Annotated in this window: 14 protein-coding genes and 1 tRNA gene; 14 read left to right on the top strand and 1 reads right to left on the bottom strand. The window is 49.2% G+C overall.

Annotated features, from left to right (window positions below; translation table 11 throughout):
* Window positions 1-37 precede the first annotated feature (37 nt).
* From ftsH to pnp, 13 genes are all read left to right on the top strand, one after another.
* Window positions 38-1960: an ATP-dependent zinc metalloprotease FtsH gene (gene ftsH / locus O5O45_RS20245; RefSeq protein WP_305906231.1), complete on the top strand. Its 1923-nt coding sequence runs from the start codon at window positions 38-40 to the stop codon at window positions 1958-1960.
* A 92-nt stretch (window positions 1961-2052) separates the two neighbouring features.
* Window positions 2053-2880, top strand: coding sequence for a dihydropteroate synthase (gene folP / locus O5O45_RS20240; RefSeq protein WP_305901159.1), 828 nt, complete (start codon window positions 2053-2055; stop codon window positions 2878-2880).
* A gap of 6 nt (window positions 2881-2886) precedes the next feature.
* Window positions 2887-4224: a phosphoglucosamine mutase gene (gene glmM, locus O5O45_RS20235; protein ID WP_305901158.1), complete on the top strand. Its 1338-nt coding sequence runs from the start codon at window positions 2887-2889 to the stop codon at window positions 4222-4224.
* Window positions 4225-4324: 100 nt separating this feature from the next.
* Window positions 4325-5071, top strand: a complete 747-nt coding sequence (gene tpiA / locus O5O45_RS20230) for a triose-phosphate isomerase (protein WP_305901157.1) — start codon at window positions 4325-4327, stop codon at window positions 5069-5071.
* 10 nt (window positions 5072-5081) lie between these two features.
* The gene (gene secG, locus O5O45_RS20225; protein ID WP_305901156.1) at window positions 5082-5477 is read left to right on the top strand and encodes a preprotein translocase subunit SecG; all 396 of its coding nucleotides are present in this window, start codon (window positions 5082-5084) and stop codon (window positions 5475-5477) included.
* 6 nt (window positions 5478-5483) lie between these two features.
* Window positions 5484-5569, top strand: a tRNA-Leu gene (locus O5O45_RS20220).
* Window positions 5570-5780: 211 nt separating this feature from the next.
* The gene (gene rimP / locus O5O45_RS20215; RefSeq protein ID WP_305901155.1) at window positions 5781-6233 is read left to right on the top strand and encodes a ribosome maturation factor RimP; all 453 of its coding nucleotides are present in this window, start codon (window positions 5781-5783) and stop codon (window positions 6231-6233) included.
* Between the two features lie 18 nt (window positions 6234-6251).
* On the top strand, window positions 6252-7745 hold the full coding sequence (gene nusA / locus O5O45_RS20210) for a transcription termination factor NusA (RefSeq protein WP_305901154.1): 1494 nt from the start codon (window positions 6252-6254) through the stop codon (window positions 7743-7745).
* A gap of 24 nt (window positions 7746-7769) precedes the next feature.
* Window positions 7770-10352, top strand: coding sequence for a translation initiation factor IF-2 (gene infB, locus O5O45_RS20205; RefSeq protein WP_305901153.1), 2583 nt, complete (start codon window positions 7770-7772; stop codon window positions 10350-10352).
* A gap of 57 nt (window positions 10353-10409) precedes the next feature.
* Complete coding sequence (gene rbfA, locus O5O45_RS20200) at window positions 10410-10814, top strand: 30S ribosome-binding factor RbfA (protein ID WP_305901152.1); 405 nt, start codon at window positions 10410-10412, stop codon at window positions 10812-10814.
* Between the two features lie 14 nt (window positions 10815-10828).
* Window positions 10829-11764 carry a tRNA pseudouridine(55) synthase TruB gene (truB, locus tag O5O45_RS20195; RefSeq protein ID WP_305901151.1) on the top strand — a complete coding sequence of 312 codons (936 nt, stop codon included), beginning with the start codon at window positions 10829-10831 and terminating at the stop codon, window positions 11762-11764.
* 61 nt (window positions 11765-11825) lie between these two features.
* Window positions 11826-12095, top strand: a complete 270-nt coding sequence (gene rpsO / locus O5O45_RS20190; RefSeq protein WP_305901150.1) for a 30S ribosomal protein S15 — start codon at window positions 11826-11828, stop codon at window positions 12093-12095.
* Between the two features lie 322 nt (window positions 12096-12417).
* The gene (gene pnp / locus O5O45_RS20185) at window positions 12418-14529 is read left to right on the top strand and encodes a polyribonucleotide nucleotidyltransferase (protein ID WP_305901149.1); all 2112 of its coding nucleotides are present in this window, start codon (window positions 12418-12420) and stop codon (window positions 14527-14529) included.
* Between the two features lie 96 nt (window positions 14530-14625).
* Here the strand turns inward: pnp and O5O45_RS20180 are convergent, their stop codons facing one another.
* Complete coding sequence (locus O5O45_RS20180; protein ID WP_305901148.1) at window positions 14626-15606, bottom strand: alpha/beta hydrolase; 981 nt, start codon at window positions 15604-15606, stop codon at window positions 14626-14628.
* 140 nt (window positions 15607-15746) lie between these two features.
* On the opposite strand from O5O45_RS20180, the gene O5O45_RS20175 reads away from it, so the two are divergent.
* A complete protein-coding gene (locus O5O45_RS20175) occupies window positions 15747-16229 on the top strand; it encodes a DUF3015 domain-containing protein (protein ID WP_305901147.1) in 483 nt (160 codons plus the stop codon).
* Window positions 16230-16299: the final 70 nt, after the last annotated feature.

Genomic DNA, 16299 nt, shown 5'->3' with positions numbered 1-16299 from the left:
CGAGTCTGTAAGAAAAGAGGGATGGCCCTTGAACGATATGGCTAAAAATTTATTACTTTGGTTGATTATCGCAGCAGTGCTGCTGACGGTATTTAACAACTTCAATGTCCCCTCGTCCGCCCAAAAGCTCAATTACTCTGAATTTCTACAGATGGTCAACAGTGGCCAGGTGAAAAAGGTAGTCATAGACGGTGTGGCGATTGATGGGGAAAGACAAGATGGGTCCAGGTTCTCAACCATCCGTCCCGAAATTCCTGACCTGGGATTAATCGGCGACCTCATGAAAAACGAGGTGGTTGTCGAAGGGCGCGAGCCAGAAACTCAAAGTATCTGGACGCAGCTATTAGTCGCCTCGTTCCCGATATTGGTCATTATTGCGGTCTTTATGTTCTTCATGCGGCAAATGCAGGGAGGGGCTGGCGGCAAGGGGCCGATGTCATTTGGCAAGAGTAAGGCCCGACTTATGGGCGAGGATCAGATTAAGACGACCTTTGCTGATGTGGCTGGTGTTGACGAAGCGAAAGAAGAAGTAAAGGAAATCGTGGACTTTTTGCGTGACCCCAGCAAGTTTCAGCGTCTCGGTGGGAGAATCCCGCGCGGTGTGTTGATGGTGGGTAACCCTGGTACCGGTAAAACTCTGCTGGCCAAGGCAATCGCAGGCGAAGCCAAGGTTCCTTTCTTCTCTATTTCTGGTTCGGACTTCGTTGAGATGTTCGTTGGGGTTGGCGCCTCACGTGTTAGAGATATGTTCGATCAAGCCAAGAAGCAGGCTCCCTGCATCATCTTCATTGACGAGATTGATGCGGTTGGTCGTCATCGTGGAGCAGGCCTGGGTGGCGGTCACGATGAGCGTGAACAGACATTGAACCAGTTATTGGTTGAAATGGACGGGTTTGAAGGTAATGAAGGCGTTATTGTGATCGCTGCGACTAACCGTCCTGATGTTCTTGATCCTGCGCTGTTGCGTCCTGGCCGTTTTGACCGACAAGTGGTTGTTGGGCTTCCTGATATCGTTGGGCGTGAGCAGATCTTAAAAGTACACCTCCGTAAGGTGCCGTTAGAAGATGATGTGAATGCTTCCGTTATTGCGCGAGGAACGCCAGGATTCTCGGGCGCTGACCTTGCGAACTTGGTAAATGAGGCGGCGTTGTTCTCAGCTCGCGCGAACAAGCGCACTGTCGGCATGCATGAAATGGAGCTGGCGAAAGACAAAATCATGATGGGCGCAGAGCGCAAGTCTATGGTTATGTCAGAGAAAGAGAAGCGTAACACAGCTTATCATGAGGCGGGGCACGCCATTGTTGGTAGGCTGGTGCCTGAGCATGATCCTGTTTACAAGGTGAGCATCATTCCGCGTGGTCGCGCTTTGGGTGTGACTATGTTTTTGCCGGAAGAAGATCGTTACAGTCACAGTCGGCAGTTTCTCATCAGTAATATATGTAGTTTGTTTGGCGGTCGTATCGCTGAAGAGCTGACATTGGGGGTGGAGGGAGTTACAACTGGTGCTTCCAATGACATAAAGCGCGCAACCGGCCTTGCTCGCAATATGGTTACGAAGTGGGGGTTGTCGGATAAATTGGGGCCTTTGCTTTATGATGATGACAACGAAGAGGTGTTTTTGGGGCGGTCAGCCGGTCATGCGCCTAAGGTGTATTCTCCTGAAACAGCTCAGCGTATTGATGATGAAGTCAGAACCATCATTGACGACTGCTATGAGCATGCGCGTAAATTGCTTGTTGAAAACATGAGTAAGCTCCACATGATGGCGGATGCTCTGATGAAATACGAAACGATAGACTCAGAGCAAATCGACGCTATTATGGCTGGTCAGGAGCCCCCGCCTCCGAAAGGATGGGGTGACTCTAATCCGCCCAGTGGCGCTCAGCCTGTAAAAGATGTCGAGGCGAATGCGAATCCTCCTAAAGGAGGAGAGATTGGTGGAGCAGCCGGATCTCATTAATTCAATAAGCATTTCAGTCTAGCTAAATGACCCGGTTTTTCCGGGTCTTTTTATTTTGTATAACCCTCACCAGATTCCAAATGAGATAACGAATGAAGCTGACACTTCCAAACTCTATATTGGACTTGAGCACTCCCGTGGTTATGGGGGTATTGAATGTCACTCCTGATTCTTTTTCTGACGGGGGACGGTTTTTGTCCCCGGATGACGCTTTAAGCCAAGTTGAAAAGATGGTTTCTGAAGGTGCTGTCTTTATAGATATCGGTGGCGAGTCCACCAGGCCGGGAGCGGCTCCGGTGGCGGTTGATCAAGAGTTGGATAGAGTTTGTCCATTAGTTGAGGCTGTGCGGGCGCGCTTTGATGTAAATATTTCCGTGGACACCAGCACCCCTGAGGTGATGCGCGAATCCGTGGCGCTCGGGGCGGATTTAATTAATGATGTGCGGGCATTGACCCGGGGTGGCGCGTTGGAAGCGGCAGCATCGTCAAAAGCGGCTATTTGTCTGATGCATATGAAAGGCGAGCCCGGGGCCATGCAGGATAATCCAACCTATACTGATATTGTTAAAGAAGTCTCGTCATACTTGGGCGAGAGACGTTCGGCCGCTCTCGAAGCTGGAATCGAAATAGAGAGAATAATGTTGGATCCGGGGTTTGGTTTCGGCAAAACCTTGGAGCACAACCTCGTCTTAATGAAACATTTGCAGGCGTTTGTGGATATGGGATCCCCGGTACTGGTGGGGGTGTCACGCAAAAGCATGCTGGGAATGATAACAGGTAAAGCGGTAGAAGAGCGCTTGTTTGCAAGCGTTTCAGCTGCGGCAGTCGCCATATATAACGGCGCTCGTATAATTAGAGCGCATGACGTCGGAGCTACTGTTGATGCAATTAAAGTGGCTGCAGCGATTAGAGGAGTCTAAACAGATATGAGTAAAGAGTATTTTGGTACCGATGGGATACGTGGACGAGTAGGTGAAGGTCCTATTACTCCTGAATTTATGTTGAAGTTGGGCTGGGCGGCTGGACGTGTTTTTCGTCAGGAAGGGCGTCGTAACCGAGTTCTCATTGGTAAGGATACTCGTATATCTGGATACATTTTTGAGTCTGCACTGGAGTCAGGGTTGGCGGCATCCGGGGTGGATGTGGCGATGCTGGGGCCAATGCCAACGCCGGCTATTGCGTATCTTACCCGTACATTTCGCGCCTGCGCAGGGATTGTCATTAGCGCTTCACACAACCCTTTTAATGACAATGGCGTTAAATTCTTCTCGGCTGAAGGAACCAAACTTCCCGATTCGACGGAAGAGCAAATTGAGCACTTTATTCGGCAGCCAATGGAAATTGTGCCGTCAAGCCAGTTGGGTAAGGCGGCTCGGTTTGAGGATGCAAAAGGTCGCTATATTGAGTTTTGTAAAAGTACAGTCCCTTTTCATATGTCTTTTGCTGGCATGCGAGTTGTTCTGGACTGTGCGCAAGGCGCCACCTACCAGGTGGCTCCCAGTGTGTTTAAAGAGCTGGGCGCCAAAGTAGAGACTATCGGCGTGACGCCAGATGGCTTGAATATTAATCACGAAATAGGCTCAACTCACCCAGATCAATTGGCCGCTAAAGTTGTTGAGACTGGCGCGGACTTGGGTATAGCCTTCGATGGCGACGGGGATCGTGTTGTCATGATCGACCACAAAGGCGAGATTGTTGATGGTGATGAGATCCTGTATATCATTGCGCGCGACAAAATGCGTAAGGGGCGTTTAAAAGGCGGCGTGGTTGGAACACTGATGACGAACTTCGGTGCAGAGCTTGCCTTCGGCGAACTGGGTATTCCCTTCGAGCGCGCTAACGTTGGGGATAGATATGTCATGGAGGCATTGCTGCGTAACGACTGGTGTTTGGGGGGGGAAGGTTCTGGGCATATTGTTTGTTTGGATCGGACTACAACGGGAGATGGTATTATTTCCTCCTTACAGGTTTTAGCTGCGCTTTCAGATCTGGGAATTACGCTCCATGAGGCCAAAAAGGGTATGAGCAAGCTGCCTCAGCATATGATTAATGTGAGGGTGAGTCAGAAAGTGGACGTAAAGGAGCATGCGGCAATTCAATCGGCAATTGCCAGTGCTGAAAGACAATTTGCAGGCAAGGGGCGGGTATTGCTGAGGCCATCAGGGACAGAGCCGGTGATCAGAGTGATGGCTGAAGGTGAGGATGAGGCTAAGGTCCGGTCTATAGTTGCGGAGTTGGCCAAAATAGTTGAAGGATCTATATAAAGACCTTCTGTACATTGAATAGATAGATAATAGCTGTGCGCACTTGTAACTTATAGGGACTTTGGTTAGTATGTGCGCCTCGCGCGAACTGGAGGGTTGAATGCGAAAAAAACTGATCGCCGGAAACTGGAAATCTAACGGAAGTCTTGAGCTTAATAAGGCCCTGTTAGAAGGCATAGTTGGCGCTAAGGCGTTAGGCTCAGTTGATGTTGTGGTTTGTCCTCCCTTTCCGTATCTCCAAAGTGTTGGAAATGTGATTTCCGGCTCAATGGTTGAATTAGGAGCTCAAAATTGCTCCGCCACAGAAGAGGGCGCCTATACCGGTGAGGTTAGTGCGAGGATGTGCGCCGATATAAAGTGCTCATGGGTAATAGTAGGGCATTCGGAGCGCAGGGCGTTATACGCTGAAAATGACGAAATTATCGCTCGCAAGGTTAAGCGTGTCGTTGATTCTGGTTTGACTCCAATACTGTGTGTTGGTGAAACGTTGGAAGAGCGTGAGTCAGGCCAGGCTGAAGAAGTTACACTCAAGCAACTTGATGCTGTGTTTTTGTCTGTTCAGCCTCATGAATCGTGGGTTGTGGCGTACGAGCCGGTTTGGGCTATAGGCACAGGTAAAACTGCCTCTCCAGATGATGCGCAGAGTATGCATAAAGCCTTGCGGAATAATATACGCAAGCATTTTCCGCAGATTGCGGATAAAATTAGAATTTTGTATGGCGGCAGCGTTAAGTCGTCAAACGCGAAAGAACTGTTCTCAATGCCGGATGTAGATGGGGCGCTAGTTGGCGGAGCCTCGTTAGTCTCGGAAGAATTTGTCTCTATTATCGAGGCTGCGGTAGAGTAAGGTAGATTAAATGGAACTGTTTGAAACCCTGATTGTTATAGTTCATGTGATCGTTGCAGCTGGTGTAATTGGCTTGGTGTTGATTCAACAGGGTAAAGGTGCTGATATGGGCGCCTCCTTTGGCGGCGGCGCTTCTCAAACAGTTTTTGGTTCCGGTGGTAGCGGGTCTTTTTTGACGAAAATGACAACTACACTGGCCATTGTTTTCTTTCTGAGCAGTTTTGCTTTAGCTTATGTTGCTAAACAAAAAGCTGGTCAGGTCACTGCAAACGGAGTTCCTGTTGTTGAAACGGTCTCTGGCTCTTCCTCGGAGTCTGAGCCTTCAATTGATGGGGACCCCGCTAACGCTGGTGAGCCTCAGGGTGCTTCGGAAGCTCCTTCCGATAGTAAGCCTGAGTTAGAGTAAGGTTTAGCCGAAGTGGTGAAATTGGTAGACACGCTATCTTGAGGGGGTAGTAGCCTATGGCTGTGCCGGTTCAAGTCCGGCCTTCGGCACCATATTAAAGACTGGCGGGCTCGTTGCTCGCCTTCTTTGCAGCAACTATAATTTTGCTGCCGTATTTTCTGGGATACGTGTTGTAAAACCCCTTTTCAGGGGTTTTTTATTAACTGCACTATGGTGTGGTCGGAGGATGGGCGTAATGCCCATTTTTTGTTTGGCGACTTAGCGTAAGTCACGCTGGGTGTGCTCCCTATCGGAGATAATCTATTGGCTCGTAAAGACGATTTATACCAACTTTTCAAGCCCGTGGTGGAAGGAATGGGCTGTGACTTTTGGGGGATGGATTTCATCGCTCAAGGTAAGAGGAGTTTGTTGCGAATCTATATCGACAAAGAGTCTGGGGTGCTAGTTGATGACTGTGAAAAAGTGAGTCGACAAATTAGCGCTATTTTGGATGTTGAAGATCCGATAAAGGGGGAGTATACCCTGGAAGTTTCTTCTCCTGGGTGGGATCGGCCGCTCTTTAACATTGAGCAGTATAAGGCATACATAGGCTCGATTATTGAGATCAGGTTGCAAGCGCCTTTTAATGGACGGCGTAAGTTCAAGGGCCTTTTGGCGGCTGTTGAAAATGATGAAATAGTGCTCCAAGTGGACGCGGAAGAATTTATATTTCCTGTGGAAACGATAGATAAAGTGAATGTTGTGCCGCAGTATTGATGGGATTACGGGGTAAAGATGAACAAAGAAATCTTGTTGGTTGTGGAAGCGGTCTCCAACGAAAAAGGGGTAGATAAAGACGTCATTTTCGAAGCTATTGAATTGGCTTTGGCTACCGCTACTAAAAAGCGCTACGAAGACGAAGAGGCCGATATTCGTGTGGATATCGATAGAAAGACTGGTGAATACCAAGCGTTTCGTCGTTGGTTAGTGGTAGATAATGATGCCGTTCCTGCTTTAGGGACTGAACTTACTTTGGAAGAGGTGCATGAGAGTGGCCTTGACCTGAAGCCTGGCGAGATCCACGAAGAGGAAGTCGAAGCTGTCGCTTTCGGGCGAATTGGCGCACAAGCAGCCAAGCAGATCATTGTTCAAAAGGTGCGCGAAGCTGAACGGACTAAGATTGTCGACAGCTACCGAGAAAAAGTCGGCGATTTGGTAAGCGGTGTCGTTAAGAAAGTAACCCGAGATAACATTATTGTCGACTTGGGGGCGAACGCAGAAGCGTTGCTGCCGAAGGATCAATTGATCAGCAGAGAGACTTACCGTGTAGGTGATCGCGTTCGTGCGTTACTGCTAGACATCCGAATGGACAACCGAGGGCCTCAGTTGATTTTGAGTCGTGCTTGCTCTCAGATGCTGATTGAGCTTTTCCGAATTGAAGTTCCTGAAATAGCAGAAGAAGTTATTGAGATCAAGGCTGCTGCGCGTGATCCAGGGTCACGGGCCAAGATAGCGGTTAAGACCAATGATGGACGTATAGACCCAGTTGGCGCCTGTGTAGGTATGCGTGGCTCGAGAGTGCAAGCCGTATCCAGTGAGCTTGGCAACGAACGTATTGATATTGTTCTGTGGGATGATAACCCTGCTCAGCTGGTTATTAACGCCATGGCGCCGGCCGAAGTAGCCTCCATAATCATTGATGAAGATAGTCACACTATGCAGGTGGCTGTTTCAGAAGATAATTTGGCTATGGCGATAGGGCGTAGCGGGCAGAATGTCAAGTTGGCCTCAGAGATGACTGGTTGGGAAATTAATGTTCTGACCGAGGAGCAAGCAGGGCAGCAACAGGAAGAAGAGTTTAGGCGCTATGTCGACTGCTTTATTGACCAACTTGGCGTAGAGGAAGATTTGGCTGAAGTATTGGCTTCTGAAGGCTTCACGTCGTTGGAAGAGGTAGCTTACGTACCGATGGAAGAGATGCTCGCCATCGAAGATTTTGACGAGGATCTGGTGACCGAACTGCGCAAACGCGCAAAAAATGTTCTGATCAATCAAGCTCTCGCAAGCGAAGAGCAGCTGGAAAAAGCGGAGCCTGCGGAAGACCTGTTAAACATGGAGGGGATGGACCGGCACTTGGCGTTTGTGCTCGCAAGCAAAGGTATTGTCACGATGGAAGACTTGGCCGAACAATCTGTTGATGACCTCCTCGATATAGATGAAGTTGATGAAGAACGAGCTGCGCAGCTAATAATGACGGCGCGTAAACCATGGTTTGAGGAACAACAGTAATTCGGGGGCAAACAGGAGACAAGCATGGCAGAAGTTACTATTAAGCAGCTTGCCGAAGACGTCGGGGCTCCCGTTGAGCGTCTGTTAAAGCAGATGGTTGACGCGGGTCTGGAAAAGCGCGGTGAAGGCGATATTGTTACTGACACAGAGAAACAGAAACTATTAGCATTTTTGAAGCAAAGCCACGGAGAATCATTTTCTGAGCCAAAGAAAATTACTCTAAAGCGTAAGACCACCACTACGCTGAAAGCCTCAGGAACAGGGGCCAGTCGGTCTATTAACGTTGAAGTGCGCAAGAAGCGTACTTACATCAAGCGTAGTGAGGCTGTCAACGATGTAGACGCGCAGAAGCAGCAGGATATACAGAAAGCTGCTGAAGAAGCAGCGAAAGAACGGGAAACTGATGTTGAAGTAGCGCTTCAAAATGAGCCGGTCATGGAGGCTACTGCTGAAGTCGTTGAAAGCGTACAGCAGGAAGTGGTGACCCCGGATACTCAAGAAGCCGAGATTACGCCTGAAGCAACTGACGATGAGCCGGTTAGCGCTGCAAGTGCAGAAAGCGGTCAGGATAAGACTGGCGGAGCAGCTGATCAGGCGGCTGAAGACGCTCAAAAGTCAGAAGCAAGAAAAACGTCTAAACATAGACGCAACAAAGAAGACTCAGAGGTGCGTCGCGAGCCTGTCGACGCGGAAGACCTTAAGCGTCGCGAGAAGCACAAGCCTAAGCCTGCGCCTCAACTCAAGTCTTCAAAAGTCATCGCAATTGAAGAAGATGACTCAAGTGAAGATGCCCCAAGGCGGGCTCGTCAACGTAAAAAGAAGAGCAAGGTGGTTCAGGACCGTTCTGTCCAGCCAATTGTTCGGGAGGTTGTGATTCCGGATACTATTACAGTCGCAGAACTAGCCCAGAAAATGTCCGTGAAAGGCGTAGAAGTTATCAAACGCCTGATGGGTATGGGGATCATGGCGACTTTAAATCAGTCAATCGATCAGGATGTCGCTCAGCTGGTTGCTGAGGAAATGGGGCATAAAGTCAAACTGCTTCAGGAAGATGCGGTAGAGACGGAAGTGCTTGAGTCCATTTCTTTTGAAGGCGAATCAAAATCGCGTGCGCCAGTCGTCAGCGTCATGGGACATGTTGACCATGGTAAGACCTCTTTGCTCGACTACATTCGTCGCGCGAAGGTCGCCGCTCAAGAGTCGGGTGGAATTACTCAGCATATTGGCGCATATCATGTAGAAACACCCCGAGGGATGATTTCGTTTCTGGATACGCCAGGGCATGCCGCTTTTACAGCCATGCGTGCTCGAGGAGCGCAATGTACTGATATTGTCATACTTGTTGTCGCTGCGGATGATGGCGTAATGCCACAAACGCAAGAGGCGGTTCAGCACGCGAAAGCAGCTGGTGTGCCACTGGTAGTGGCGGTCAACAAGATGGACAAGGAGCAAGCGGATCCTGATCGTGTTAAGAATGAGTTGTCTGCTCTCGACGTTATTCCTGAAGAGTGGGGGGGGGACGTTCAGTTTGTTCCTGTATCCGCTCACACTGGCGATGGTATTGATGACCTGTTGGAAGCGGTACTGCTACAGTCAGAAATGTTGGAGCTAACGGCAGTGCCTGATGCGCCAGGTAAAGGTGTGGTAATTGAATCTAGTCTGGATCGTGGCCGCGGCTCTGTTGCGACTGTTCTTGTTCAAAACGGAACATTGCGTCATGGCGATATCGTTTTGGCTGGTGAGTACTATGGTCGCGTAAGAGCCATGGTAAACGAAAATGGTCAGAATGTTCAGGACGCAGGCCCCTCAATTCCTGTGGAAATCCTGGGGCTGAACGGCACTCCGGATGCGGGCGACGAGTTTATTGTTGTGCCTGACGAGAAAAAAGCGCGTGAAGTGGCTGAGTTTCGTCACAACAAAGAGCGTCAAACCCGCCTTCAGCGTCAACAGGCTGCGAGCCTGGAGAACCTGTTTGAAAATATGGGTAAAGGCGGCGTTAAGGAGCTAAACATTGTATTAAAGACTGATGTGCGCGGCTCTCTGGAAGCGTTGATTGGCGCTTTAACAGAAATTGGCAATGAAGAAGTTCAGGTTAAGATCATTGCGAGCGGTGTTGGCGGTATTACTGAAACTGATGCTAACTTAGCGCTTTCCACTCAGGCGATCATTGTGGGCTTCAACGTGCGTGCAGACGCAAGCGCTCGTAAAATCGTTGAGAAAGAAGGTATTGAGCTTCGTTACTACAGCGTCATTTATAACATTATTGACGATGTGAAGAAGGCTCTGACCGGTATGTTGGCGCCGGAGTTCCGGGAAGATATTGTCGGCACTGCGGAAGTGCGCGATACGTTCAAGAGCCCGAAATTTGGACAAGTTGCGGGTTGTATGGTTCTGGAAGGCGCTGTATACCGTAACAAGCCTATTCGAGTTCTGCGCGACAATGTGGTTATTTTTGAAGGTGAGCTTGAGTCTCTTCGTCGCTTCAAGGATGACGTAGCGGAAGTGCGTGCAGGTACCGAGTGTGGTATTGGCGTTCGCAACTATGAAGTTAAAGTCGGCGATATCATCGAAGTATTCGACAAGATAAGGGTTGAGCGTTCTCTGTAACGCTCATCCGATTCTTGTGTAGTCGCTGCGTGCATGCAATTAAGAGTAAAGATATAAATGGCTCGAGAGTTCAGTCGATTAGACAGAGTTGCGGAACAAATCCAAAAAGAGCTTGCGCAGCTGATTCAAAGGGAGTTGAAGGATCCCCGCTTGGGAATGGTTACTGTAAATAGCGTTAAAGTGAGTAAAGACCTCTCGTACGCTGATATATACGTAACCGTTCTGAATTTGAAAGATGTGGAAGATGGCGACGCCTCTAAAGCTTCTCTGAAAGTTCTGGAGAGCGCGGCTGGATTCTTGCGTTCCGAGTTGGGGCGTGCAATTAAGCTTAGGGTCATGCCTCAACTGCGTTTTCATTACGATGCTTCCGTTAGTAATGCGCAACGTTTGGGAGCTTTGATTCAGAAAGCACGTGCGAAAGATAACGGCGCTACTGACACTAAAGATGATAGTCTCAACTGAGGGTAGAGTCGGCGGTGGCAAGGCGTAAGAAAGGCGTGCCTTTAGATGGCGTATTGGTTGTTGATAAACCGCAAGACTGGACTTCCAATGCGGTTTTGCAAAAGGTTAAGTATGCGCTGAATGCGCAGAAGGCGGGCCATACAGGAGCCTTGGATCCTCTTGCGACCGGAGTGCTTCCTTTGTGTTTCGGTGAAGCGACCAAGTTTAGCCAGCTGCTGTTAGATTCCGATAAAGAATACGTGACGTGCGCTTACCTTGGTCGCACTACCACCACGTCTGACGCCGAGGGCGATATCATTAGTGAGTCGTCTATTCCTGATCTGTCTATTTCCGAATTGGAAAACATCCTTGAGCAATTTCGGGGGATTCTAAAACAGGTTCCCTCCATGTACTCTGCGCTTAAGCACAAAGGAACTCCGCTTTATAAGCTTGCCAGGCAAGGCATTGAGGTCGAGCGTGAAGCGAGGGACATCGTAATTCATGAGCTTGAGCTTCTGGAGTATACGCCACCGTATTTACGTTTGCGGGTTCTTTGCAGTAAAGGGACGTATATTCGAAACCTTGTGGAGGATATTGGTCAAGTTATAGGATGTGGTGCGCATGTGGCCGAATTGCGACGCACTCGGTGCGGACCATTTGTGCTAGAGGATAGCGTCACCTTTGCGCCATTTGAGGATGAAAGTGGACGCCAGGCTGCTGCAGAGGAATATCAACGACGTTTGCTGCCTGTTGATTCATCGGTTCGGTATTTCCCTGAAATATTGTTGGATGAAGCTAATACAGGCTCGATTATCCAAGGGCAAACGGTTAAAATATCGCCTCTCTCAAGCGAGGGTAAGGTGCGTTTGTATTCTGGCGGACGTAGATTTATTGGCTTGGGAGAAGTGATGAGTGACGGAACGGTAAAGCCTGTTCGGTTACTGAATGTGAGCGCACTAAGCGCTGAATGAATGGGGCGGCTGTTAATATGCGCGGTCGTTTCCGCATTAATCGCATATTTGGAGAAAAATCATGGCATTATCTGCTACCGAAAAATCGGCTATTGTTAAGGAATATCAAGTAAAGGAAGGTGATACTGGCTCTCCTGAAGTTCAAGTTGCTCTGTTGACTGCAAATATCAACAAGCTGCAAGAGCACTTCCAGGCGAATAAGCATGACCACCATTCTCGTCGCGGGTTAATCCGTATGGTTAACCAGCGTCGTAAATTGCTTGATTACCTGAAAGGCAAAGATACCCAACGTTATGTTGGCCTGATCCAGAAACTGGGTCTGCGTCGCTAAGAAGACAAAGGTATTGCTTTAGTATCCGGGGTATCAAATATTTGATACCCCGTTACTTTTTGAGGAACCTCCGATTTATTCGATACTTGATGATTTTCAGAAGGCGCTACGCCAGATGAATTGAAGCAAGAGGGTCGGGCGCTGACGGAAATTTTCTGTACACACCTGCTCCTTAAGTGTTGGAGAAGTCTGCGATCTTGTTGAGAGATCGAATAAATCAAAGGTTCCTTTGTTGGGTATCTAAGGCTCGAATCGCTAAGTAGCAGCTGATTCCGGATTAAAATTTAAGCTTAAAAATTAAAAACACTCGTAAGGAGTCAAAGTGAACCCAGTTCGTAAAACATTTCAATACGGCAACTCAACAGTCACTCTGGAAACTGGCCGAATAGCTCGCCAGGCCACTGGAGCCGTGTTGGTGACAATGGACGATACTGTTGTTTTGGTCACCGCTGTTGCAGAGAAAGAAGCCGTTCCAGGTCGTGATTTCTTCCCTCTTTCTGTTCACTATCAAGAGAAAACCTATGCCGCTGGGCGCATTCCTGGCGGTTACTTTAAGCGTGAGGGGCGTCCATCAGAGAAAGAAACTCTGACATCCCGACTAATCGACCGCCCCATTCGCCCACTGTTTCCAGATGGCTTCATGAATGAAGTGCAAATCATCTGTACTGTTATGTCAGCAAACAAGGATGTTGATCCAGATATCGCCTCCATTATTGGCGCTGCTGCGGCATTGGAAATTTCTGGCGTTCCCTTCCAGGGCCCATTGGCGGCTGCCCGCGTTGGCTACACTGACGAAGACGGTTACCTTTTGAACCCAGGCTTTAAGGCAATTGAAAACTCCAAGTTGGACATGGTTGTCGCAGGCACCGAAGATGCGGTACTGATGGTTGAGTCAGAAGCAAAAGAGTTGACTGAAGACCAGATGCTTGGCGCAGTATTGTTCGCTCATCAGGAAATGCAGGTGGCTGTACAGGCGATTAAAGAGTTCGCTCAGGAAGCTGGTAAGCCCAAGTGGGATTGGCAGGCTCCAGAAGTTAATGCTGAACTTTTAGAAGCGCTGAAGGCCAAATTCGCTGGCTCTATCAGCGAAGCATATGGCATCCGTGTTAAAGCGGATCGTTACGCCAAATTGGGCGAGCTTCGCCAACAGGCGGAAGAAGAACTGGCTGGTGAAGAAGAAGGCAAGTTCGAAGCTGAATTGGTCAAAAAGTACTTCAGCAAGCTTGAAAAGGCTTGTGTCCGTCAGAACATTTTGAAGGGTGAGCCACGTATTGACGGCCGTGACACCAAAACTGTTCGTGATCTGAAAATTGAAGTCGGCGTATTGCCGAATACCCACGGCTCCGCTCTGTTTACTCGTGGGGAGACTCAGGCACTGGTAACGGCGACTCTGGGCACTATGCGTGATGTATTGATGGTGGATGCGCTGGAAGGCGAGAAGAAAGACTCGTTCCTGTTCCACTATAACTTCCCTCCATACTCTGTGGGCGAAGCCTCCCGAGTTGGCGGCGTTGGTCGTCGCGAGATCGGTCATGGTCGTTTGGCGCGTCGTGGCGTACAAGCGTTGATGCCGAATCTTGAGGAATTCCCCTATGCAGTGCGCTGTGTCTCTGAGATTACGGAGTCGAATGGCTCTAGCTCAATGGCCAGCGTATGTGGCAGCAGCTTGGCTCTGATGGATGCAGGTATTCCTGTGAAAGCGCCAGTTGCAGGTATTGCAATGGGCTTGGTTAAAGAAGGCGAAAGCTTTGCTGTATTGACCGATATCCTGGGCGATGAAGATCACTTGGGTGATATGGACTTTAAAGTGGCTGGTACCGAAAAGGGCGTCACAGCGCTGCAGATGGATATCAAGATCAACGGTATTACCGACGAAATCATGGAAATTGCGTTGGAGCAGGCTCTGCACGCGCGACTCCATATTCTCGGTGAGATGAATAAAGTGATTTCCGCTCCACGCGACTCTGTTGCGGATAACGCGCCTAAGATGGAAACCATCAAGATTGATCCGGATAAAATCCGTGATGTCATCGGTAAGGGCGGCGCAACCATTCGTTCTATCTGTGAAGACACCGGCGCTTCTATCGATATCGACGACAATGGCACTGTGCGTATCTACGCTGAGAGCAAATTGGCTGCGGACGAGGCAATTTATCGTATCACCGAGATCACGGCTGAAGCGGAAGTTGGTAAGCTGTACCGTGGTAAGGTTGAGCGCATTGTTGAGTTTGGCGCCTTTGTGAATATCCTGCCTGGTAAAGACGGTCTGGTGCATATTTCTCAGATCGCGCAAGAGCGTGTAGAGAACGTCACTGACTATCTGAAAGAAGGTCAGGAAGTCGTCGTTAAGGTGCTGGATATTGACGCTCGCGGTCGTATCAAACTTTCTATGAAGGAAGTGACTGAAGACGAAAAAGCGGGGATGGCTGGTTAATTCCACGCTCAAGAAAAAAGCCGCTTCATGCGGCTTTTTTTATGCCAATGACCCGTCCTGAAATAGGTGTCAACCTATTTCAGGGCGAGACACATTTTAAAGTGGAGATTGCTCGGGATTATCGAGAAAGTTCAGCAATACTTGGCGATATTCTGGAACGCTAAAGGTAGCTGTATGAGGCGTATCGGTGCTTAAGAAGTACTTGGGGTCGCCCGCGTGCTGAAATACTCTCTTCCCATGGTGATAAGGAATGACTTGATCAGAGGCGCTATGAATTAACAGCAAAGGGATGGGGGAGATATTTCTGACGTAGTCTACTGGGTCGTACTCCGCTGGAAGCATATAGGAAAAGGGATATTGAAAAGCCCAGGTCAACCATCCTGCAGCAAGTTTTTCCCGAGCTATATCTCTCAGATCGCTAAAGGGTGCGTCAGCGATGACGGCGCTGGGCTTAGCTGTATCGGGAGGAATCTGGCCCACAAAATTGATGCTGAGCACTGCGCCGATGCTTTGTCCAAGTACAAAAAAAGGCGTGTTTACATCGGAATAATACGCTCTCAACCATTCGTAACCGGCGCCTACATCGCTAAGCGCTCCTGCCATATCTGGTTTGCCGGAAGATAGGCCAAACCCCCGGTAATCCAGACAGAATACGTCATAGCCCTGCTGAGGAAGCCATAGCACGTTGCCGCAATGGGTACTGATATTTTCTGCATTCCCATGCAGGAAATAGATAACTCCTCGCAGCGGGGTTGAGGCGCGAAGCAACCATCCATGAAGCCGCTCGCCATCCGGTGTGTTGAGAAATACGTTCTCATAATGAACTTGAGCTTGATCGGGTGTGCGATAGATCTGCTTGTCCGGATAGAAAAGCAACCCGCTACAAGCGCTGAGAAATAGTAGCGCCCCTAACAATCCAAGTTTGAGAACGGCGTTCGTAAGAGTATTAAATTTATCTGATGTGACGTTCACAATTTGATCTGCCTGTATACCTGAACTAGGCTTACCTCGGGCCATGTAATGGCGCAAAGTCTGTACGCCCTGGTGAGAAATGACCAAGCGTTTCTGTTTCAGCATAGCTGTTTGATGCCTATTTCAGAAAGAGTTTGTCGCAACTCGTTTAAATGAGTTGGTTGGCGTTTGTTGCCGGGATGGGCGCTGATACTTGCACAAATGGTACGCGACGAGAATAAGCTAACGTTGAAAGAGGAATCGTTATGAGAAAAATGATGCTCGCTGTTGGGTTTTTGTCGATGACTTCCGGCGCTTTTGCCGAAGCCCCAGGGGGGCCGGATTGTGGGTGGGGCAATATGCTGTTCGCAGGGGAGAGCGGATTACCTATCCATCTTTTGGCCACTATTACTAATGGTACCTCAGGTAATAACACATTCGGCATGACCTCAGGAACCAACGGATGTTCGGCTAACGGCGTGTTGACCTACGGCGGATCCCCCTTGGTCAACCTCACGCCAATTATGGATGAGTTTTCTGAGGATGTGGCGCGAGGCCATGGAGACGCCTTAACCACTGTTGCTGTCGCTCTGGAGGTGAAGCAGGAAGACCGCGCACGTTTTAACCAGGTCATGCATGATAACTTTAATCAGCTGTTCCCAAGTGAAAATGTAACGGCGGAGCAAGTCATGCAGTCCGTCATGGATGTGATGAAGACCGACGTGAGGCTTTCCAAGTACGCCGCTTGAAGTCAGAACATGAAGCGACGCCCGGTAGTCCGGGCGTTGATTCTTTTCTCTTACCCCGTCCTAATCGAGA

Source organism: Hahella sp. HNIBRBA332, assembly GCF_030719035.1.
Lineage (GTDB): Bacteria > Pseudomonadota > Gammaproteobacteria > Pseudomonadales > Oleiphilaceae > Hahella.
Note: the sequence above shows the minus strand (reverse complement) of the source record. Positions and strands in the feature narration are given on the sequence as shown.